Source organism: Cellvibrio sp. UBA7671 (genome assembly GCA_002483145.1).
GTDB lineage: Bacteria > Pseudomonadota > Gammaproteobacteria > Pseudomonadales > Cellvibrionaceae > Cellvibrio > Cellvibrio fibrivorans.
Window position 1 is genome coordinate 439,958 of record DLHJ01000012.1, and the last position, 20,904, is coordinate 460,861.

Here is a 20,904-nt window from a genome sequence, read left to right on the forward strand (position 1 = left end):
CTTGGTAGCAACACATCAATCAACGTCACATCCGAAATCAATCGCGTTTCGCCGCTATCTTTAAAATAATTTGAAATTTTCTAAAATATTTTTAAGCCATCCGATTTATCCTTACTATCGGAAAAAATAAAAAAAATTTTAGTTCGGTCAAAAAAAAATCAATTAAAAACATTCAGTTGAACGAGTTTTCGGTAATCCATATACATACAAAAAATAAATTTTTGATAGAGAAAGCAAAATTTAGTAGCGATATTTTGGGGGTTGCAAGTATCTGAGAAATAAAATAATTTCCACTTGGCAAGTTAGGATCAAAGATTTTTTGCGGAACTCGCTTTGGAGGCGGATATGTCGTGATTAAAACGGTTGATGAAGTGATAGAAGAATTTCGATTAAAAGGAACTTCGGTTGCTGATTGGGCGAGAAAAAACAATGTGAATGTTGCCCTTGTATATCAAGTATTAAAGGGGAAACAGATACCGGTGCGTGGCGAGAGTCATAAGATCGCTGTATTGCTTGGTCTCAAGAATGGAAGTATTAATTCTCAATAAAGTAACCAAAGTCGTTAACTTAGATATGTAGAGGGCATAAATGTAAAAAGCCGAGCAATTGCTTGCGCGGCTTTCGGTGGAAGCTGAAAATGATCTGCTCCCGGTAGCGGTACCCCGAGTATTTCATTCCTCCTACACCACGTCAAGCCCCATTTATTGCGAATTTAGTTGTCGTTGACTTCGCACGTCTATGAAAAATTAAAATGGGTATCAATGTGGCCTATCAAAACAGTCGTCATCGGAACCGCCTGGTAGTAATTCCGGTCGTGGAAGATGCTTTCGCAAATTTGTTTAAGGATCTTACCCCTTCTCGGTCCACGCCTGTTCAGCTCGAATTGGCCGACCCAAAGATTCATTTGAATCTTGAACGGGAGTTGGGCGCGGAATTTCACCGTAATGTTTACAACATGCCATTTCTTCTCGATGCTGCTGGTGCGCCCTGGAAAGAAGCGAACGGCTTTTTTCTGGATCTAATTGATGGCCAGAATGCTCGGAAGCGCCCCACTGATTTGGCTAGAAGAAAAGCGGCCCACTTGCTGGACTACAAGCTTTTTTGTGAGAAAGAGGGCCTTGATTGGTTAGATTTTAGCGGTAGTAGACGAGCTCATCGACCGACCTTTAAATATTTTCGCCATCTCGGGGACGAATCAAAAATCTCTCAAGCTGTGCTTAATCAAAAGACCGCCACGATATATCAATTTTATAATTATGTAGCCAGCAATTGGCATGACATTGATATGGAACGCGTGGATACATGTCGAGATATTAAGATTCTGGTGAATGGGTCTCGGGGAAATATCTTGTTGGAGACGACCAAGCGCTCCCAGACCGTCCAGCGCCCGCCGACGCCTGAGGTCAGATTAGGGTATGTTCGAGAGCACGGTGAAGAGTTACGTCCCTTAACCAATAAAGAATTGAATGAATTCCTCTCCGTTCTAAAGGGAAGTTCTTGGTCGCAAATGGAGCGATTAATAACAACGATAGCAATTACAACAGGGGCGCGAAAGCAGACCATATTGACGCTCCGTCATCGTCATCTTCAGCAAATGATTGAACGCGGGCCAGAGAAAAACGGAAGTTACAGATTGCATGTGGGCCCAGGAAGTGGTGTTGACACTAAGTTTGGAAAACGGCAGATCTTATATTTTCCTGCCCATTTGATTCACCAGCTTGCGGTGTTCGCGGCCAGCGAATATAGCAGAGTTCGACTGAATAGATTCCGCGCAACATTCCATGAAAGTTTTCCTGATCTGGATATTCCCAGGGAAGACAATACCTATCTCTTTCTCTCTGAAAGGGGAAATTGTTTCTATATGTCTAAAGAAGATCCTCGATATCCATTTGTACGTTCACCGCCAATTGGCCAAATAACGGACAACATCAAGCGGAAGCTGTTGAAGCAAACGTCGCCAAATTTTCCGAGAGATTTTACGTTCCATTGGTTACGTGCAACGTTCGGATACCTTCTGTATCAATGGCTTCTGCCCTTTCTTCAAGACGGGAGTCTAAAAATAGGGGAGGAAATTGAATTAATTCAGCGAAGAATGCATCACGAACATCGGAAGACAACAGAAAATTATTTAAAGCTGTATTCGGGTTTCAACGAAAAAATATTTACCCAAGAAATCTTCGAATCAAAAATTTTTGATTGGGGTGACGAATTATTCTGCATGAGCGAGGCATGGAGATGAGTGAAAATAACTTTGAGGATAAATTAGTTATTCGAAATACTAAATCTGTGCTTCCAAGTGGGTTGGCAGAAGTCGATGATTTTCCTGAAAATGTGGTGGTGAAAGTGAATGACATAGATAGAAGCGCGCCTTTGGATTTTGGTTCATTTGCTTTCACCGAAAGGGACGCGAAGCTTCCAACGACGCGGAATCCATTGAAGGCGATCAGGGTTAATCCGAATTCATTCGTGGCACACAGGAGGCAGGTACTACTTTTTATATTCGACCATATATATTGCACCAGATTGAGCGAGGCCAGTCTAAGGAAGCTCTACTTTGAATGCCGGACTCTGTTTAATGTGCTTGATGGCCATGGTTATCAAGATGCATTCCGAAACAGTGCGTGTGCTAGATTGGCTTTTGAAAAGTATAGTGTACGGTTGGCAATTCAGCTTGCATGCGAAGCGATAACTTCATATACCGCTCTTACACGGCAAAATATTTTCAAATGGCTTTTGCTAGGCTGCTTTCCGCAAGACGGACATTACATTACACATGGGATTGCATCGTTCTCAAGTAAACGTGGGCACCATAAAGTTCCTGAAGAGGCAGAGGTGACGCGGTTCGCACAGGTCACTTATTTAATTGGCTTTACAGTCACTGATTTCATTGTTGAAAATAAAACGTTTCCACTCCATTTGGAGGTGGCAAGCTTCAAGAAGTACATTTTTCCCTTCAATTCGGCATGTCCAGGGCAATATCCAAAAGCTTTCGATGCAGTGAATCGAGAAACAGGCGAATTCGAAAGTTTGGATACGTTGATGCAGAGGTTTCCGAATTCTCCTAAGCGAATCACGAACTATTATCTCAAGCGCGCTCGTGCTCAATTACAAAAATCCAATGAAGACATGCGGTGTACAGCGAGATTACGCTTGGCATCTATTGCTGTGGCTGCATACACACTTTTGCTGCAGCTGATTACTGGGATGTCCCCAGCGGAGCTGCGGGGAATTAAATACAGTGATGTGGTTGAGGCAGGTACTGGTCAAGTTACTGCCGAACTGTCATCAATAAAAAATCGGGCGCGAGGAAAAAAAACGTATTATTCATTAGGAGGAAAGATCGGTCGCAGGATACTTCTAGATTATCTACGTATTCGAAATTGGCTGCTTGATGGTAAAGACTGTGATTATCTTTTTGCTCGCTTAGGGAGAACTGGATCATATACAGGCTCTTTTTTAAAGCTGGATCGAGGATACTCGAAGAGCGCTATCGAAAGAATTCGTAAATTTGTTGACGACGAAAAATTAAAATATATAGGGCCATCTCAAGCGAGAAAATATAAGAGTCTTGTGTTTCATGAATTAAAGATTCCCAACAAGTTGACAGCTTCAATACTGAATCACACAGAGAAAACAAACGCCGTTAACTACGCTGAAACATCGCCAGAGCGTTCGCAAATTGAATTTCATAACTATTGGGAATCCGTTCGGCGCCACGCCGCAACTATTATACATCGCAATACAAATAACGATGATTCTCTAGTAACTCCCAGTGGCGTTGGAGGTTGCAACAGCTTTAGGAATCCAAGTACTTCTTTTGAGCGTGCGCCGTTAGTACCTGATTGCACTACTCAGTTTGGATGTCTTTATTGCGATCACTACATTTTTCACGCTGACTTTGAGGATTTACACAAATTGCTTAGTCTCAAATATGTTATTCAAGAGATAAGAAAATGCGCGAGTTCGATAGAGCATTCCACTAAGCTTTTGCAAGATCTAATGATTAGAATCGACCAAGTTGTCTTGGGTGTATCTGAAATTTCCGAGAATCATAAACTAATTGTCTCTCAATCAAACCATCGGGTTTTTGAGCTGGGTGATCTAACCGCATTCTGGGAGGCGAGGTTGCGAAGGTTGGAACTAAGTGGAGTCGTACTATAATGAGGAGCCATTATGAGAGCAAAATGATAGCGCATAGATCGTTACCGCTGATATCGCAACCCGATTCATTCATCAAATTGCCGCTACAACCTTCTGATGACGTCATATTATGTCGAGATCCGGATGGCAAACCCACTGCTAGATTTGGAGACGACACTTGGTACTTTACCAGTTATCATCTGTCCCTATGCCGACCTGCGGTCATTCGCTTCCAACTTTTAGTCATTTGTTTAAATGGAAATAATGAGTTAGTTGCAGAAGTTAAAAGATTATTGTTTTTTCTGATTTATAACTCAAGCGAAGAAAGTTTAAGTTTCAGTACATTGCTGAATTACTACAAGCTGCTGCGGCAAATGGCAGTATTTTGTAATTCATTTGAGGCGAATTCCCATGTTGGGAAGTTGAGTATCATCACGCTTGTCACGAATAAATCATTCTTAAGGAAATTCTCCGAATTACATGTGCATAGACGTAACTTCAAGCCAAGGTTAAAGGCTTTTATGACGCACGTTAAGAATTTTCCTAAAGGCGTTGTTAACGAACCTTTAGTAAATCTTAAGGAGATAAACTTTGAATTGCATCCGGGAAATCAGGTTTGCGTTATTCCTTCCCGAATTTATGTATTGCTAATGAATAGCATGAGTGCTGAGCTTGCTCGCGTCCATGAAAATATGACGAATCTTGACAGGTTTATAGCCTGCTTTCGTGACGAGGCTTTTGGGGTAGGAATCAAGCATCAACGAGGCAAGCATGGCCTTAAATATGGTGAGTTTCGTGCAACTTTTGAAGAGGCTGTCTCTCTATATAAACTAGATGACCTTTTTACCGGGTATTTTGAGGCGAGTAATAGGAGAGAGTTGATCGGGGCCTTTGTGAAAATGCAGTTTCTCGTGAAAAATATTATTCACTTTTATACTGGGATGAGACATGAAGAAGCACTGAGATTAAAGTTTGGCTGCGTTCGCATTCAGGAAACCTTTCCTGCATTAGTAGATGATCTCGGTGTATCTCGAAGCGCTTCGAAATCTATAGACATAATTTCAACGACTACAAAGTTAACTAAGACGTTGCAATTGGAATCTTGGATCGCAACTGAAGAGGTTGTTAAGGCAGTTGAAGTTGCGGAAAAAATATGCACCGGGCTATCTGCCTTAATCGATGAACCAGTCATTGAAAACTCTTCATATTTGTTTTTAAGTCCAAATATATTTCATGACAAGAGTAAGGGAGCGAAATCGATTCCTTATTTTAGTGCATTTCCTTTTCCCGTCACTACAACCGAGGAATTCAAGATCACGGTTGAGGATATTGAAGAATTATCCGTGAGTGATCCTGGTAGAGATTTTTTGAGTGATCCTAAGTTTTCTGTAGGGGAGTTTTGGAAGCTTACTTCACATCAGTATCGTCGTTCACTTGCATACTATGCGTCTAGTAGTGGCTTCGTTTCGCAGCCAAGTTTGAAGAGGCAGTTCAAGCATTTGTGCCTTCTTATGTCACAATATTACAGCAATAATTTTGAAAATTTTAAAGCTGTTTTCGGCTACTTCGACGAAAAGCGTAATGAGTCTGTGCTATCTGGAAATCATATTGCTTTTGAGTTTCAGATTGGTATGTCAAAAGACGCTGCTGGACAAATCATGGCGTATTTGCTCGGAGATGAAACAGTGATACATGGTGGGGCCGTGAACCTCCTTGAGGATCAGAAAGATCGACACGCGCAACGCGGAACTAATATCATGGAAATGCGTTCGGTTACTGAAAGGGCAGTGAGGAATGGCGAGTTGGCTTATCGAGAGACGTTGCTCGGTGGATGCATGAAGTTAGGTCCTTGCGACAATTTTATGCTCGGGGATGTGACAAGTTGTATAAGCTGTGAGTCAGCGCTTATTCAAAGCGATAAAATTAATAATGTCACTCAAATTTTGGAAAAGGAAATATCCCAATATTCTCTGGAATCAGGTGAGTATCAAATTTGCTCTGAGGAGTTAGAGAAATTAAGAAAGCGTGCGAAGAAACTTATAAAAGTTGAGAATCTTCATGAGTGATGATGGCTTGATTAAGTGTCAGGCGGCTTTCCTTCGACTTAAAACGAATAAAGACCTGGATAGACGTAAAATTACCGCAAGCTTTGTAAGTTCTGAAGCCGGATTTGACAGGGGATATCTCAAAAAGTCCCGTTCTCACCATTTGTTGCTTATAGGGCAAATTGAGGCGTTTAAAAAATCTAATGTAAAAGCAGTAGATAGCGTTAAAGTTAAATATCGCCGAGCTATATCTCGAATTGAATCGCTTGAAAAGGAGCTCGAAGAATGTAAAGAAACGATGTACAAGGTGCTGACGCAGAATCTTCAACTAGTCGAAACTGTGCATCGACTGGAACGTCTCATAAAACCCACAAGCGCCAGCCAAATCGATTTATATTAGTGGTGAGCGTTACCGGGGTAAACGAATTCTACTTATCCTAGGTAGCGCCGGTAGTATTTTCTCTGCGATACGAGAAATCATAGACGCTTTGATTTGGGCTGGACGCTTGTACTCTTCTAAATCGTCTTTGTTGCTTGAATTCGAATATTTTTCGAAAGCATTCTCAATAATTTCTGCGAAGTTAACGCTGGCATTTGGATGGACGCGGTTCTGTTTCATTTTGATTGAACGCCAAAGTAAAGCGTATACGTTTTCCAATTTAAGTTCCATTAACATCAATTTGAGCTTCGCATTATTAGCCTCGTAGTTCGTGATGTTAAGTTTTGACTTTGCTGCATAAAACTGGATATAGGCGATACAATCATGTGCCAAGATCTCAATGCGTAGTGAGAGAATATAAAGTTCATTTCCGCGATCTGCCTTTACGAATTCTAATAGCTTTTTCGACATTTCAAAGTTGAAAATGCGGTGTATCTCATCACCGATAGGGTTTTTGATATACATAGTCTTTTCTTTCTCCGATAGCGGACTACCTGATTCTACCCATTCATGCTCAATAGCTTGGCCCTCAATCAGTCTCCTCAAACATGCACGACTGTAGTCTGCAGTCGGGGTAAGTCTCCGGGCTATTATTTGGTCTTCGGTCAGATACCGTTCCTCCGACTTAAAACATAAGGCAAGCGCTTGCTTAAACACCGTTTGCACCATTTCTTCTCGGCTTGCTTCGTCTGGCATATGAACCTCTTTATCTGAGGCCGGGCGAGGACGCTTGTCGCCCGGCCTGACTGAAAATGAGAACTTTAGACCGTGGAGTTATAGTCCGTCAAACGTGATAGTCCTGTTTTTTGAGCTGGGCTATCATGAAAGATGCAAGAATCGTCGCCTTCGGGCGTACCGTAAGAGAACTCAGAACCGCAAAGGGGATCACTCAGGAAGCATTCGCCCACACGTCCGGACTGGATCGCAGTTATTTTGGGCATATTGAGCGAGGCAGCAAGAACGTAACGCTCCGCATGATTTATCAGATAGCGGATGGTCTTGGGATGACCGTTGTGGAGTTGTTGCAAGCCGTTCAGGATAATCAAGAAAAGCATGACCGAAAAATTTAGCTCTGAAGAAGAGTTGCATGAATACTTACAGTTTTAAGATTTGGAGGGTTTAGGCAGCGAACTCTCCGAGACCAGAGAGGCTTTAGTTGAAGCATTTTCTGCAAAAAGAATGGATCTTAATCGGTGGTGGGTGCGCACCGATGTTGGTTGGATTTGCCTGTTTTGCAAGCGAGGGAAACCTGAGATGGTAAGGTTAAACTAACATGGATACCTGTCAGCTTGGATAAATAGAGTAGGTTTTCACTATTCCGTTACATTTTCGAAGCGAGATAAGTTTGAATAAAATGTTAAAAAAAATGTACCGATATCTGCATTTACAAAGCTGTTTTTCGCCACTATAGCTTCTATCGTTTCTTGGGGCAGATCTGATTGCTCGTAAAACTCCTCGCTGTAGAGAAAGATGACTTTGTCCGCGATTTCATCTAGAAAGCCTATGCAATGTAGGTCATGCAGGGATGGCCTTTTCATTATTCTTTGGTCAATTTTTCGATCCACATTCGTTGTGAGTACAACGCATATATTTAAGGTCTTTGCCATCATGCTAAGTTTTTTAATTACGACTTCGGGATGATTCTCCTTATTCTTTTGTTTTTCGTTAAAGAGAAGTGCATCCAGACCATCTATTACTATCAGCGCAACATTTTTTTCATCTATTAATTTTTTGGTTTTTATTTTTATATCATCGAGATCTAGAGAAATATTATCATCAATATGGAGCTGGAGGTCTTTGATACGTCCTACAGCGCCCGCCAAACTCGGCCAGTGGGTTTCATCTAGTAGCCCCTTCGCCATAACTCGATCTGGGATTTTAGATTCGGAAACGAGCAGCTTTCGTGTTACACGTTCAGCGGAGCAATTAAAACTGAAATATCCGACGCCCTTTTTTTCATTTGCCGCCACGTAATTTGCTATTTGCAGAGCAAAGCTTGACCGTAATGATTCAGAGCGACCTGATATTGCGATCAATTCTGCTGGCATTAAACCGTGCAAATACGAGTCAAATAGTGTGAATCCAGAACGAATTCCTAGAATGGACGGAGTGTCATCCAGAAACGACTTAAACATTCTGTCCACGGTTGATATTTCTGATCTAAGTAAATCGTTTATCTTATGAAATTCGCTATTTTCGGTTTTACGAAATTTTAAATTATTTATTTCTTCTATGGCTGTGCTTATTCCCGACGTCACATCTACCCATGCTTCGTCTTCGTTATTCCAAAGTGTAATTGCCGTTCCACCCTTCGGAAGTGTTTGCAGTTTCGCAAATGGAGTTTCCTTCCAATCTATTGGCCGAAGTATTATCGGAATAACGATTGCTTGCTTTGAATCGTGTAATTGAAGCGCTATTTCCATTTCCTTTTCATAGCAATAGTCTGAGGCTAGAAAATCAGCACTTATCATTAGAAGTATTATGTCGGCTGATTTAAGCTCATGATCGATTTTCTTTTCCCATTCGGAGCCAGCTGTAATCTTCCTGTCGTGCCAGGAAATTAAAGCTCCTTTGCGCACAAGTAGTTTCAACCGGGTTTCGAGAGACTCGCGAAAATTCTCATCTTTATGGGAGTAACTGTAGAATATTTTTAATGGATCCATTTACACGACTCAGTCCGATTCATAAAAAAATGTTTTGTTTGCGGGTGCAGCTATTTACGGTAGTTCGGTATGGAAAAGTGAGGCAAAATCGATGGTATAAGATGCCAAATGCCCTAGTGCGTATAGATTATGAGCCAACTCTCTTGCGGCACCGCCTGTGCCACCGACTGGCAACACTTTGGCTCTAGGATGAAATGATTTGAATAAATCATATTCTGCATGGATACCTTCCATCCCTCCAATAAAAACGGCTGCGGATATTTGTGGTCTGGACAACATTTCTGTCCGCATTTTTAATAAGCTTGCATTGAGGTCATTATTCACTGCATCTACGTAGTTGACGTTCTTAAACCTTTGGTTCTCCTCAGGGAAAAAATCCTTAAAGAATTTACTCTGGTATAACACTACGGATTGTGAATAATCTACACCGAGGCTTTCGCAAATAGCCCAGATCATTGGGGTAATAGCGGGGTGGCCTCCCCAAACAATGCGAGAGGAGCGAATAACGGAAATCACAAGTTCTCGAACTGCATACTGAATTAAGAATGGATCCGCAGTTTCATGATAATTTCCACGTCCGACGATGGGCACGCTCGCAGATAAAAATATTTCATTCATGCTTGGGGCTCCCAGTCAGCAAATATCCATCCGGCTTCGTCAATTGTAACCCAGCGAGCTTCGGATACTTGCTTACCAAGCCAGTTGAGGTGATCTAACCAATCTCGGCTTATGCCCACCGGGTCGTAGACAACTGCAACGGACTTTCCAGCTGCATTAATGGCTGCATCGTGCAATGTTCTTGAAGTGGGTACACCGACCACTGGATAGCCGATGATATCTTTGTCCATAGGTAAACGGATGTAGATTGCTTTATGCCGACCTACGCCAATAACCTCACCCTGGATCCTTTCGATATGGTTGCGCACTCGACTGACCAAGCTTTTATGTCTTACAGCATGACTTTGGCTTCGCACGCCTTCCAACTGAAGACAAATTCGCTGCACGGCCTCCGGTGCGAGGCTACCGGAAACAATATCTATTTCCTCCCCAATTAGCTCAACGCGGCTTACCGTCTCGGTACGTCGCGATGGGGTGGCATCGGGCCAACCAACTCGTAAGACCGATATTCCTTTAGCTAATGCCCGACCGAACTCGGCGTTTGTCCACCTACTCTCGAAATAGTTGGGGGTATCCAGCATGAGCAGAACGTCCGAATCACATAATTTGTGCCACAGCATCGATTGGAAATCATCGGCAGGGGCAATTCCATGGGTATCCAGAAACACTTCAAATAATCGAGCAGACAGCTCGTCAAACAATTGAAGCGCTGCTGCACGAGCTTCATCGCGACGGTAACTTACGAATACGCGCCTCTGCCGAGGCAATAGTCCAGCGCATTCCAATAGTGCTGTGGCTGTCCTAACCGGCCCAGTGATGTCGTAACCTAAGCAGTTAAATGGACGAAGTAAGGGTGGAACTTCTTCGGTGACTCTATTTAAGGCAGAGGCGACGGGAAGAATCGGAATTCCACGGTGTAGAAAATCCTGTAAATGTCCTTCCCGAACGTGGGGTGCGCAAAAAAATATAGCGGCCGAACATCGCCTTTCATCGGGTCGAAAATCAGTCTCATTGAGAGTCCAGGAAATTTCGTGACCAAGGCGCAAGCCAAATGCCTGAATAGCCTTGGCAATTTCCTGTTCAATTTCTGCTCTTGCCTGTTCAGGTGGGTCACCCAGTAGGGCCAAATGGTACAGCGGGCTGTCCATATGTTTTTCTCCTTAAAGATTTTCTACTAGCATACCACCCGTAGAGACTCCCGGTTTCCAAACTGCCAATTTGCTTGCTTTGCTGATATCTAATCTCCTGTACAAGCCCAAATATTCATTACCGTAAACAGTGGAGCCGCTGGAGGTTGGTATCACAATTATCTTATCGATTGGTTTTTTACCATCGGCGTAGCCTATTTCCCATGGACACCATCGAGAAGCTGTAGAGTTAGCTGTGGCTAAAAACATGAAAAAAGCGCTCTCAACAATTTTTTCCTTAATTTTCCTTGCGGTTTCTTCATTCGGGGTTTCTGGCATCGTGGTGTCTGCCCAATCGACATACACTTTCCAGCCTTGGTTGTGGAGAAGACTGATAAGACCTCTTACTAAAACTTCATCTTTATGGCTGTGGCAAAGGAACACAGTTTGAATGCCTTGAAGCTTAGCTTCCGTAATAGTTCTAGCGGATTTGTAAACGGTTGTTTGCTTTGCTGCTTGTCGGAGTTGATCATTAGTTAATGGCATTGCAATATCCAATATCCTTGGTAAAGGTTAATCGATTGAGATAAGGACGAGGCTGCTAGCGGCCCGCTTTTCTTGCGGCCGCCTCAATCCAGCTACCGAGGTTGGCGTAACCATCTCCCTTGAACCACAGATAAAAGGGATAGCCAGCAGGAAGCTCCCCGCAGCAGTCAGAAGTGGTACCTTTAAAATCTTTAATTTTGCTAATGTCAACGCCGAGTAGCCCGTTTCCACGCTTAATGCTTTGTTCGATTTCGTACTTCACCCATCGGCTAGCGCGGGTCTTAGCACCTACAAGTACGACGGTTACACTTGTTCCCTGCAACTGATGGTCAATCCAATTTTTGATGGCTTGATCACCTTGGCGTTTTACCTTCTCGAAGTCTGCGGCATCAATGAACCCAGCTTTTTCGGTCCCGCGTATGACATCGCTATTACGCACAACCATTGCCCTTGAAACATCTTCATACTTGAAACTAAAAAACACTTTTCTCGCCATAATGAGCGCTCCTGATCAATGACTGAGATAGGGAGGTAATCCAGGTGGTAGCCTACTTTGGATTGTTGAAGCAAATGCCAAATTAACGGGTCGTCGAAGCGTTGTCTACGTATTACAAAATTCTGAAGTATTTTATTCCTCCCATAAGACAACAACTGCTAAATTGTTAGGCCAGTGGGATGAAGGTGGCTTGAAGGCCGCATAGGGATTTTTGATAACATGAGGTAAAAAAAACCGCTTACTTGCGGTAAGCGGTTTTTGTGGTAGACCAGTGGTAAGTTGTTCTACCGTCGTGCGGATACTTTGTCAGCCTAAACAGTATAAACGCTTCAATTGGAAATACCAACAATCAACTGCTGGTAGTTTCATTTAAATAATGCGCTGAAATGGAAATAAATCAAATCAGGAAGGTAAAAGTAAGGTCGTAACAATAGGTTTTTATTGCGGGTTTCCAGAGTTTGACAGATCTGTTCACGGAAAATTATGTTTTAAAATGCGAAATTCAACTGAGATAATTTAGAAAGCAATATATCAAATATTGGTGCGCCATGATAAACGACAAGCTTGTAGAAATAATATTAAAAAATAGAAAGGAACAAAAGCGAGCCAAACGTATTAGATTCTCGAAGCTTGCATGGATTTTAGATACAGAACCTTATGAAACTCATCAACCGTTTTTGAGAACAGTCGATGAGCGGAGTGCTCGGGAAAAGCTGCGGCACCAATATAGCTGGCATAATTTATTGAGATTGCAAAATGAGAAAGCATTTAAAGCCGGACTTGTAGGGATAGTAACTGCTCCAATTTTGGCGGGGTTATCGAATACTGAAAGCTTCCCAATAAATTTACAGTTTCCCAACCAGATGGGCTTAATTTTCCTCTCCGGGCTTTTATACGTTATAGCTACCGCAATATGCAACTTTAGAGCCCCCTATTTTGTACAGCTATATCTCATGGACGAAGCTAAGAGAAAATATAGGGCAACACCATTTTCCGAAATAGGCGCTGAAATATTCAAAGAATTTTCTAAATTAGCGTACGCTTTTCGCATCACGCCGGATGACTTTCATGGTCTAAAACCCTCTGAATTGGAATTAGCTAGCGCCATACATCATCAAGGTGGTGAAGGTTATAAAATGGGATTTTCGCCACGCGCGCTCGCATTTATAGATAAATTTCTGCATACATTATCCGAAACGCATGACTTTAAATTATTTGAAAGTCGAGACAATAAGTTGCAAATCAAACATGGGCCCGGCGAGATCTACACTGGCGGTATTTACATTCGTCATTTGTATATAGAATCCGCGCACAACCATTACTTAAACATGGAAAACTCTCTGAATTTAAGCAGTAAGGATATCGTGATTGACAATATAAATGCCCCATTACAATTTGAAGCTGTTAGCAGTGGGGATGCTGTGGAGCCGTACATATACGGTCTCACAACGTTAATAAGAGAAGAATATCTAAACACGTTTATTGAGGAATTGTCTTATTGGCAATCAAGAGAACGCCCATTTTCAAGGATAGCGGTATTCTGGATGTATCGTTTAGCACTGATAACATTCACTTGCTTCCTGATCTATCAGGCGTTTGTGGTTTGGCAGGCAGTAGATTTTTCACACATTTACCCGATGCCGAACGGGTAGCTTGATATAGCTAACACTTTTACCTGGCGCCCTCAGTAACCTCAAAGTATTTAGATGCATTTAAATGTTAGCTCGCATATTGCTGCACCATTTCTAGAATATATGAAATAGGCACTTCCAACACAAATGGGAAAAGCATGAAAACTTTCGGACCTAAACTTCAAAATTCCACCTTCAGGGGAGATCATGATAGAAGCGAAATGAATGCTTGTGTTGGGCAAAATGGGCAACCCGATTATCCTGAATATGCTAATGGTTTTTCCGTAGCAGCTACCATTTTATTAGATAAAGTAGTTGGTGCACATGAGGGGGAATTTCTAAAGTACAACCTAGATGAGCTTATTTATCCAATAGCTTTTACAATGAGACACGCTGTTGAATTAAGGCTAAAACACACCACAAATTATTTACATCTATTGGCTGTTAAAACCGATAGGAAGATTGAAAATTTCAACCATTCACAACAGCACGATATCGGTGCTATTTTTGATTATGTGGCCAAAGCAGCGATCAGTATTGATGAGCGTTACAGACCACACATTCAAACTATCGCACCATTCATTGGTGATATTGCTGAAGTTGATCCAACAGGCCAAACATTTCGCTACCCCTACGACAACACCGGAAGCAATAAGCATCTTGAGGACGTGTCACTAATAAACATTTATGTGCTGCAGGACAGATTCCTTCAGCTTGAAAAATTGCTATGGGATTTGCATGAGCTGAACAGAGAATTAATTCAAGAATACAATGAAAAAAGCTTTACACGGAAATTGTCACGATTGCAGTTATTTGAGCTTGCGAAATTGCTGCCGCCTTACGACAGGTGGAAGGATGATAGCTTCGATGAAGTGCGCCAGCATTGCCGAGACCTCTTTGGTATTTCAAACAAAGAACTTTCTGGCGCAATCAATATTATTAAAGTTCACTATGAGCTGGCACCGTTTGTTCACATAAGTGTACCACTACAGGCAGCGCAAGAAGCCGACTTTATAATTTTCTTTGATAACTGGACCAAACTGCACTTTCCTTCATCAATGGGCAATATCGTATCTTCAAAAAGCTTGTATGAAAAGGTGATTGAGAACGTTAAAGCGTCAGCTGACGCAGTAGAAGAGATTGAAAAATATATTTCCCCGGACGCTATTGCCGACATTCAGGCTGTATTCGAACTAGCGCGATATCCGATTTACTCGGAATATTATGTTAGAGTGTATCGAGAGAATAAAATATTATTGCGCCGGAATTTTGAATCAAGTCGGCAATCATATAGAGATGATATAGATTATATTGTCTCAAAAACCAATGCATTTGAAAATATATTAAAGGGTCTTTATAGGCTCAATCAGTTGCAGCTCGCTACTCTTCTCGAACAGCGCTACAGTGCTCATGTGCAAGACAATAGATTGGAAATCGCGCGTGAGGGTAGTCTCTTCCAGCCTCATCCGATATTGAATTACGGAGCAGTTTTCGGTTGAGTTGTTCCACAACTATATCTCACTAACTGTTTAACTCGAGACTGAGGAAGCATCGATAACATGTATCTTTTTAATATCTTATCCTCTCACCGTTTATATCGATTTTTATTCCTCTGTTAATGGCCAAGTTTTTATAGATTTTATAAAATGCAGGTGCTGCCACATTGGTTAATGTCAATACTAAATCAAAATAACTCAAACCGATATTTACCGAATGGTCGATTGTTTCCTCTATAAGTTTTTTTGCAATGCCAGATCGTCTAAATTTAGGTGTAACAAACAAATAATATAGCCAACATACTTTTTTAGCCTCATCGTAAAAAAAATATCTTACGCCAGCAATTTCATCATTTCCCATTTTGTAAACCATCACTCTATGGGTAAGACCACTATGAGCTTTGGCGGTATTAGACACTAAACTTGCGCAGCTTTCCCAAAGGCTATCATTGTCTTTAATCTTAAGTAAAAAGTCTTCTGTAGTGTATATCTCTATTTTCATACGTTTAATTTCATATAGTTTAAGGAGTTTTAACGTGGTCGATATACGGAAGAAATTTAAATTGTGGGCTATCAATTACTTCCGCCGCCACCTGATATGGTAATTCTGCTTAAAAGAAATGGGTTACCGGTTTGGAATACGCGTGTCGAATCCAGAATCAAAACCAACAAGGTCATGTTCATATTCATTGTTACGCCGCTAAATCCCATTTGGACGGTCGGCGAAAATGGATCAGTGTAACTAAGATAAATAGTAAGCAGAGATGGGAATTTAGACAATCTGAAGCACTAATAAAAAACCGCTTACTTATGGTAAGCGGTTTTAATGGCAGGCCAGTGGTTAGTTGTCCTGCCTGTATGCGTGCGGATACTTTAACCAGTTAAAAGAGTATATAAGCTTTACCCTACAATGCCAACGATATGGCTTTTAAAAACTAAAAGTAGTAACACGCTGAAATGGAAATAAATATCCAGACTGAATAGAAATATTGCTCCATAAGTCTCTTCAATTTTATACCGAGTTTTTACCGCAGGTCAAAAAATGTCATTATTGATCTTACGGTTCCAAGAATATTGCTTAGCCGCATATCACCCTAATTAAGTTTTAATCTTCGTTGAACCTGAGTTGCTCCACGGCTTGTGTTTTTAATACTTTGGATAGTCGTCTCACCTAAATAAACAAAAGGCGCTCCGGGATGTTGGCATATGCCCCGGAGGATTCCGAAAACATTTCGTTACTGCGAAACATCTTGCTCGATTTCGCGTTCAAGGCAATCCAGACGGAAAAGCTCAATCCGTTTGTATCCGCTGAGTGCAAACGCCTGGTATTCATTGCAATCGTTGATGCTGCGGTTGAAGCTCGCACTGGTACCCGGCACCGCCGAAAGTACACGAATATGGCGCAGCTGATGAAGTGCTCAGTGAACGATTACCTGAAAAAGTGGCCACCGCTATTCTTCGGGATCAAATAATTTTAAGGATCTGGATGCGATAGCGCCTCCCCCTGCGTCCGATGTAGTTTGGCTGATTATCGATAGAGCGAATGGTGAGGTAATGCGTCGGACGATTTGCGGGTAGCGTTAAAACACCGGTCGTGGCCACATAATTAGGAAATGTGAGCGTTATTAAAAAAAAACTAACAATACATATTGTGCGTCATTTTCCTTCTAAGTCGCGCACGTCTAAGGTTAGCTTAGGCAGCGCGTTTTGTCTGGCACGTTACACCCAGCTTTTACATAGTTCGCACACAACTTATCCACAGGTTTTCAATCTTGCATAAAACCTGAAACCCCTTTAATTTACCTGCAATGGCGCTGAATAGTGCGGCAGGGGCCAAATAAAAAGCCCATGAGAGCGACCTCATGAGCTTTCGGGAACCCATCAATCGAGATTAGCCGAGAGAGGAGTTTGGTAAGCGTTAGCGTTACCGATCCGTAATGCTACTTTACTGACAACTTGACGAGACTGTCAACTTGTTCCCGGCCAATCTCCTAACCGGGAGAACGCATATGAAGCTGGAATTCAGCTTTCGCGTGATCATCGACGAGGCATCTTTAAAAATGATTCTTGTCATGATCAGTAGCATCACACGCTTAATGTAATAAAGCTGGGGGAGCAATCCCCCATTTTTATAATTGAGCTACTTTCTTGATCGCAGTACATGCGCAATCGCTAGGCATATCAGGGAAATAGTGATTCCTATTGCCAGGATAATGCCTGCAGTGTCAGCCCCGAGCCCAGTCATTTGACCGGTTAGCGTCAGCTCTATGTTTTTCATTGGATGCATCTCCCCCCGTCTGTTTAGGCTTGCCCACTCTGTTGTCACGACAATTCAATCACTCGTCCGTGCTCAGTGCCTCTTGTGGGATTTCCTGCCCACTTGCGTTTTCCATGCATCCATTAACTCATCACGACTTGCCTAAGTAATTTTGCGTACGCGAAAAAGCACGTTAAGAATGATTCAGTGTGCAGGTGATGTCGCGTGGGGCAGGCTGGGAAAATCTCAGGACTTGTGAGGTGGTGGCGATAGTCGAAGTTGCAGTGCGCTATCGAACGCAGAATTTATCTGCCGCTATCCTTTTCTGAAACTTTCGTGGTGCAGGCATGTGTAGTTACGGCGTAGACACCGGAGATGTTGAGTAACTTGAGCCTGACGAAGCGGCCACCCAACGAATTATTTACTTAACCCGGGCTGGCTGCCATTGCTGCATTTACATACAATAATAGTGATTTAAATTCATGCTATATGCTATCTAGTTATGCCGTTAAAGCTTCATTCGCATCTCGAATGCTTCATTCTTGCCGATGACAGTGGTTGTCCAATTCTTGTTGGCGCTCAATCATTCAATGGGATAAAGAAGATCTACCGCCACGATAGATAGCTGGCCTAGCATTGCTGGAAAAAATATAGGCATACGTATATCTGGAATAGATACACCTGAAATGCGCGGCAAGTGCAAAAGAGAAATTGAACTTGCAAGGATGGCTAAGAAAAAAACCGTTTCGATGATCCGTTCAGCAAAATCAATTGAATTAAAGCAAATGCGCCGTGACAAGTATTTTCGAATAGATGCGGAGGTTTTTGCTGACGGCAGGAGTATTGGGCAGGCTTTAATATCTGTGGGGCTCGCCGTGCCATATCACGGGGACAAGAAGGTGACATGGTGTTAAACCGATCCGCGAAATGCACTAACCCGGTGTGATGAGGTCGTACATTAAAATGCCTACTGGGTGCTTTTAATAGAAGAGCCTTGTAAGACATATCTCACACGAAACTTATCTTTAATCGACTAGTGACCCTGGCTACAAATTAAATAAAATGATACGGCTTGCTAATACGAGCCCGACCGTGGGTCGAATGTTGATCCAGTGGATGATATTGCTCTGGGAGGAGATATGGGACTTTTAGCGTTTACTTTGATTTCAATGCTAGTGATCTGGCGACTGTCATCAACAACTTCAGATAAGTAAGGTATTAACAAAAAATCGCCTTTACATACGTCTAATAATAACCGAGTATCCTGGGCGCACAAGATCAGGTTACTCACCGAATCAAAAGGATTTCGATTTGAAAATCACATGCGTCGCATCGACATTCACCCACGAAATACGATACTTCGAGTTCTTACGGCCCGATGACGGCCGGTTAATCACGGCATTTTTTCAGGTGGTGGAAAAGCCCAATATAGGTATCGGCTGCTTTGATGACTGCGAAGATGCTATCGAGCTGATAAATAACCCGCCTGTACTTGAAGACACTAAAAATGTCATACCACTGCTCCAATTAAAGATACCAACATGGCAATGTCATCAAGACTACCAAATCCTTCGTGAGTAATTCCGGCTCAATATGACAATTGGAAAAACTCATTACAAACTCCCGTGTATCAATCAATGCAACTCTGCGACCAACTCATCTGCAAGTAACAGGTGAGATGCTTATAGGTTATTGCAGGCTGTAAGATGGCGTAATTGACGCCATTGTCTGTCGCATGCTAAGACTGCTATGTGCTAGTAGATTGGGACAGGCAGCTTAGACTGAGTTTGCGAACCGCAACAGATTGAAGGTCGGCGGCGTGCCGAGGCTGTGTGATAACTCAAAAACTGTCGAGCGACCAAGTTTTATTGGCAAAATTTAGTCTGTTTTCGCGTTCCTATTCAAATACTTTCTGATTAGCAGCAGTTGAAATCACTAGAATTTACCTAGTAACGCGTTTTTATTTAATTTTAAAAATTAAATTTTAGTTTTTACACAGCCTCTGCCCAAAGCGAACATATCAATTTAATAAATTTTAGGAGAAGCTCACCTTTGCCGATGCCTACTACCTATGTAGACGTAATTTTCTCTGGTATACGTCATTTATCGGGATAAATGGATTTTCTTGATGGTGCATTTAAGGTATATATCCGAAAAAAAATATCACTACGATTCGAATTAAAAGCGTCGACTTTTTTCAGAATGTACTTTTGCAAATTATACAATTGCCACTCCATTAATTAAAAAATATTTGTTTAATCAAGGAATAACAGATGGAAAAAGTAACAAATGCAAAATTACTTAAAACATCGAATTTTAAAGAAATTGAAGATTTATGTGAAAAAATAATTAACTCCCATAATGTAAAGCTACAAATACCAAACACCCTTCAGGAATCTGGAATATTCGGACTTGAGGGAGCAGCATTACAGCTCTTCGGGACATGGCTACGAAAAGAACAAAATCGACATGTTTTGCACACTTCGATTCAAGATGCAGGAAATGAAGACAGCTTCACGGATTTGTGTAACAGTTTATTTGGGCTTATATGTTTGAGGATGGCTGAGAAAATAATATCAGTCGATAAAAAAGAGGTCGATAGGTATCTCGCTCTTAAGCCTGCGCACAAAATATTTAACAGCATTCGGGAAGAAAAATTTAACTCTGCGTATAAAGGATTCTATTTGGGAATTCCCGCCATAAAGTCTCCTACAAGAGACGGCAAAGATAGAGAGTTCGATAGCCCACTATATAATCAAGGTGAGGTAGTTGGGGCAGGCAGATTTCTAGAAATTGTACATAAAATTATAGACTTTATAGTTCCACAAAAAAGCAGTAGTTCGGTGCTCAACGAAGAAATTATATCGAATATATCTGAAATTGTTAGAGAGTTATTTACAAATACTCATAGGCATGCAAGAACTGATTTTAGAGGCAACTCGCTCAAGTCAAACTTCAGAGCAATTTCATTTAGGTCTCACGACGTAACGCCGGAAAGATTGTCAAAGCTTATTCAGTCAGGTGGTGGCGATCTTGCAATGTTTTTGGCGGATTGGAATCCTAAAGATGATCATCATCTTAGAGTCTTGGATATCACTGTTGTCGATTCAGGGCCTGGCTATGCAAGACGGTGGACTGGTCTAGATAAAGATGAAATAACAATTGAGCAAGAAAAAGAGGCAATAGTTAAGTGCTTCATGAAAAATAACTCAACAGCTAGCGAGGATTCTTCTGGTTCTGGCCTCTCCAATGTGCTTAGAGATTTAAATATGCTAAAAGGATGGTTTAGGCTTAGAACTGGGAGCATTTTATTGGAAAGATCTTTCTTTAATAATAAAGGCTCTACCACAATCGAAGTTAAAGATTTGATAGAAAAGACTTCCTTCTTAGAAGGAGTTGTATTCAACATAGTAATTCCTCTGCGTAAAACACAGGGGGATAATTAA

The 20,904-nt window shown here is 41.8% G+C and carries 18 protein-coding genes; 11 read left to right on the forward strand and 7 right to left on the reverse strand.

Annotated features, from left to right (window positions below):
- Window positions 1-350 precede the first annotated feature (350 nt).
- From B4E62_RS10235 to B4E62_RS10255, 5 genes are all read left to right on the forward strand, one after another.
- The gene (locus B4E62_RS10235) at window positions 351-548 is read left to right on the forward strand and encodes a DNA-binding protein (RefSeq protein WP_331351987.1); all 198 of its coding nucleotides are present in this window, start codon (window positions 351-353) and stop codon (window positions 546-548) included.
- A 203-nt stretch (window positions 549-751) separates the two neighbouring features.
- Window positions 752-2,239: a site-specific integrase gene (locus tag B4E62_RS10240; protein WP_331351988.1), complete on the forward strand. Its 1,488-nt coding sequence runs from the start codon at window positions 752-754 to the stop codon at window positions 2,237-2,239.
- Entirely contained in the window at window positions 2,236-4,161 is a 1,926-nt protein-coding gene (locus tag B4E62_RS10245) for a hypothetical protein (RefSeq protein ID WP_331351989.1), read from the forward strand. The genes B4E62_RS10240 and B4E62_RS10245 overlap by 4 nt, the downstream gene beginning before the upstream one ends.
- Window positions 4,162-4,184: 23 nt before the next feature.
- A complete protein-coding gene (locus B4E62_RS10250) occupies window positions 4,185-6,206 on the forward strand; it encodes a hypothetical protein (RefSeq protein WP_331351990.1) in 2,022 nt (673 codons plus the stop codon).
- The gene (locus B4E62_RS10255; RefSeq protein ID WP_331351991.1) at window positions 6,199-6,585 is read left to right on the forward strand and encodes a hypothetical protein; all 387 of its coding nucleotides are present in this window, start codon (window positions 6,199-6,201) and stop codon (window positions 6,583-6,585) included. The genes B4E62_RS10250 and B4E62_RS10255 overlap by 8 nt, the downstream gene beginning before the upstream one ends.
- Before the next feature lie 9 nt (window positions 6,586-6,594).
- Here B4E62_RS10255 and B4E62_RS10260 read toward each other — a convergent pair whose 3' ends face one another.
- Complete coding sequence (locus B4E62_RS10260; protein ID WP_331351992.1) at window positions 6,595-7,320, reverse strand: hypothetical protein; 726 nt, start codon at window positions 7,318-7,320, stop codon at window positions 6,595-6,597.
- Window positions 7,321-7,445: 125 nt separating this feature from the next.
- Between B4E62_RS10260 and B4E62_RS10265 the strand changes: the two genes are divergently transcribed.
- On the forward strand, window positions 7,446-7,694 hold the full coding sequence (locus tag B4E62_RS10265) for a helix-turn-helix transcriptional regulator (RefSeq protein WP_331351993.1): 249 nt from the start codon (window positions 7,446-7,448) through the stop codon (window positions 7,692-7,694).
- A gap of 243 nt (window positions 7,695-7,937) precedes the next feature.
- Here B4E62_RS10265 and B4E62_RS10270 read toward each other — a convergent pair whose 3' ends face one another.
- The 5 genes from B4E62_RS10270 to B4E62_RS10290 are packed head-to-tail and all read right to left on the reverse strand — an operon-like array spanning window position 7,938 to window position 12,074.
- Window positions 7,938-9,287: a DnaB-like helicase C-terminal domain-containing protein gene (locus tag B4E62_RS10270; RefSeq protein ID WP_331351994.1), complete on the reverse strand. Its 1,350-nt coding sequence runs from the start codon at window positions 9,285-9,287 to the stop codon at window positions 7,938-7,940.
- A 54-nt stretch (window positions 9,288-9,341) separates the two neighbouring features.
- A complete protein-coding gene (locus B4E62_RS10275) occupies window positions 9,342-9,905 on the reverse strand; it encodes a hypothetical protein (protein ID WP_331351995.1) in 564 nt (187 codons plus the stop codon).
- A complete protein-coding gene (locus B4E62_RS10280) occupies window positions 9,902-11,053 on the reverse strand; it encodes a toll/interleukin-1 receptor domain-containing protein (RefSeq protein WP_331351996.1) in 1,152 nt (383 codons plus the stop codon). Before B4E62_RS10280 ends, B4E62_RS10275 begins: the two co-directional genes overlap by 4 nt.
- Before the next feature lie 12 nt (window positions 11,054-11,065).
- Window positions 11,066-11,578: a toll/interleukin-1 receptor domain-containing protein gene (locus B4E62_RS10285; RefSeq protein WP_331351997.1), complete on the reverse strand. Its 513-nt coding sequence runs from the start codon at window positions 11,576-11,578 to the stop codon at window positions 11,066-11,068.
- 55 nt (window positions 11,579-11,633) lie between these two features.
- The gene (locus B4E62_RS10290) at window positions 11,634-12,074 is read right to left on the reverse strand and encodes a TIR domain-containing protein (protein WP_331351998.1); all 441 of its coding nucleotides are present in this window, start codon (window positions 12,072-12,074) and stop codon (window positions 11,634-11,636) included.
- Between the two features lie 548 nt (window positions 12,075-12,622).
- Here B4E62_RS10290 and B4E62_RS10295 point away from each other — a divergent pair.
- Both B4E62_RS10295 and B4E62_RS10300 read left to right on the forward strand, forming a co-directional pair.
- Window positions 12,623-13,726 carry a hypothetical protein gene (locus B4E62_RS10295; RefSeq protein WP_331351999.1) on the forward strand — a complete coding sequence of 368 codons (1,104 nt, stop codon included), beginning with the start codon at window positions 12,623-12,625 and terminating at the stop codon, window positions 13,724-13,726.
- A gap of 137 nt (window positions 13,727-13,863) precedes the next feature.
- Window positions 13,864-15,204 carry a hypothetical protein gene (locus tag B4E62_RS10300; protein WP_331352000.1) on the forward strand — a complete coding sequence of 447 codons (1,341 nt, stop codon included), beginning with the start codon at window positions 13,864-13,866 and terminating at the stop codon, window positions 15,202-15,204.
- A 70-nt stretch (window positions 15,205-15,274) separates the two neighbouring features.
- On the opposite strand, the gene B4E62_RS10305 is transcribed toward B4E62_RS10300, so the two are convergent.
- The gene (locus B4E62_RS10305) at window positions 15,275-15,703 is read right to left on the reverse strand and encodes a GNAT family N-acetyltransferase (RefSeq protein WP_331352001.1); all 429 of its coding nucleotides are present in this window, start codon (window positions 15,701-15,703) and stop codon (window positions 15,275-15,277) included.
- Window positions 15,704-16,397: 694 nt separating this feature from the next.
- Here B4E62_RS10305 and B4E62_RS10310 point away from each other — a divergent pair.
- The 3 genes from B4E62_RS10310 (at window position 16,398) to B4E62_RS10315 (ending at window position 20,904) form a co-directional block, all read left to right on the forward strand.
- Complete coding sequence (locus tag B4E62_RS10310; RefSeq protein ID WP_331352002.1) at window positions 16,398-16,673, forward strand: hypothetical protein; 276 nt, start codon at window positions 16,398-16,400, stop codon at window positions 16,671-16,673.
- A gap of 1,447 nt (window positions 16,674-18,120) precedes the next feature.
- Window positions 18,121-18,372, forward strand: coding sequence for a thermonuclease family protein (locus tag B4E62_RS21405; protein WP_414633260.1), 252 nt, complete (start codon window positions 18,121-18,123; stop codon window positions 18,370-18,372).
- 1,359 nt (window positions 18,373-19,731) lie between these two features.
- Entirely contained in the window at window positions 19,732-20,904 is a 1,173-nt protein-coding gene (locus B4E62_RS10315; protein ID WP_331352003.1) for a hypothetical protein, read from the forward strand.

Bases quoted from the DNA above. Each gene is read 5' to 3' on its own strand.
- B4E62_RS10250 (WP_331351990.1), top strand. From the start codon at position 4,185: ATGATAGCGCATAGATCGTTACCGCTGATATCGCAACCCGATTCATTC.
- B4E62_RS10280 (WP_331351996.1), bottom strand. From the start codon at position 11,053: ATGGACAGCCCGCTGTACCATTTGGCCCTACTGGGTGACCCACCTGAA.
- B4E62_RS10315 (WP_331352003.1), top strand. From the start codon at position 19,732: ATGGAAAAAGTAACAAATGCAAAATTACTTAAAACATCGAATTTTAAA.
- B4E62_RS10305 (WP_331352001.1), bottom strand. From the start codon at position 15,703: ATGAAAATAGAGATATACACTACAGAAGACTTTTTACTTAAGATTAAA.
- B4E62_RS10300 (WP_331352000.1), top strand. From the start codon at position 13,864: ATGAAAACTTTCGGACCTAAACTTCAAAATTCCACCTTCAGGGGAGAT.
- B4E62_RS10265 (WP_331351993.1), top strand. From the start codon at position 7,446: ATGAAAGATGCAAGAATCGTCGCCTTCGGGCGTACCGTAAGAGAACTC.
- B4E62_RS10285 (WP_331351997.1), bottom strand. From the start codon at position 11,578: ATGCCATTAACTAATGATCAACTCCGACAAGCAGCAAAGCAAACAACC.
- B4E62_RS10310 (WP_331352002.1), top strand. From the start codon at position 16,398: ATGTTGGCATATGCCCCGGAGGATTCCGAAAACATTTCGTTACTGCGA.
- B4E62_RS10270 (WP_331351994.1), bottom strand. From the start codon at position 9,287: ATGGATCCATTAAAAATATTCTACAGTTACTCCCATAAAGATGAGAAT.
- B4E62_RS10275 (WP_331351995.1), bottom strand. From the start codon at position 9,905: ATGAATGAAATATTTTTATCTGCGAGCGTGCCCATCGTCGGACGTGGA.
- B4E62_RS10255 (WP_331351991.1), top strand. From the start codon at position 6,199: ATGAGTGATGATGGCTTGATTAAGTGTCAGGCGGCTTTCCTTCGACTT.
- B4E62_RS10290 (WP_331351998.1), bottom strand. From the start codon at position 12,074: ATGGCGAGAAAAGTGTTTTTTAGTTTCAAGTATGAAGATGTTTCAAGG.
- B4E62_RS10295 (WP_331351999.1), top strand. From the start codon at position 12,623: ATGATAAACGACAAGCTTGTAGAAATAATATTAAAAAATAGAAAGGAA.
- B4E62_RS10245 (WP_331351989.1), top strand. From the start codon at position 2,236: ATGAGTGAAAATAACTTTGAGGATAAATTAGTTATTCGAAATACTAAA.
- B4E62_RS10240 (WP_331351988.1), top strand. From the start codon at position 752: ATGGGTATCAATGTGGCCTATCAAAACAGTCGTCATCGGAACCGCCTG.
- B4E62_RS10260 (WP_331351992.1), bottom strand. From the start codon at position 7,320: ATGCCAGACGAAGCAAGCCGAGAAGAAATGGTGCAAACGGTGTTTAAG.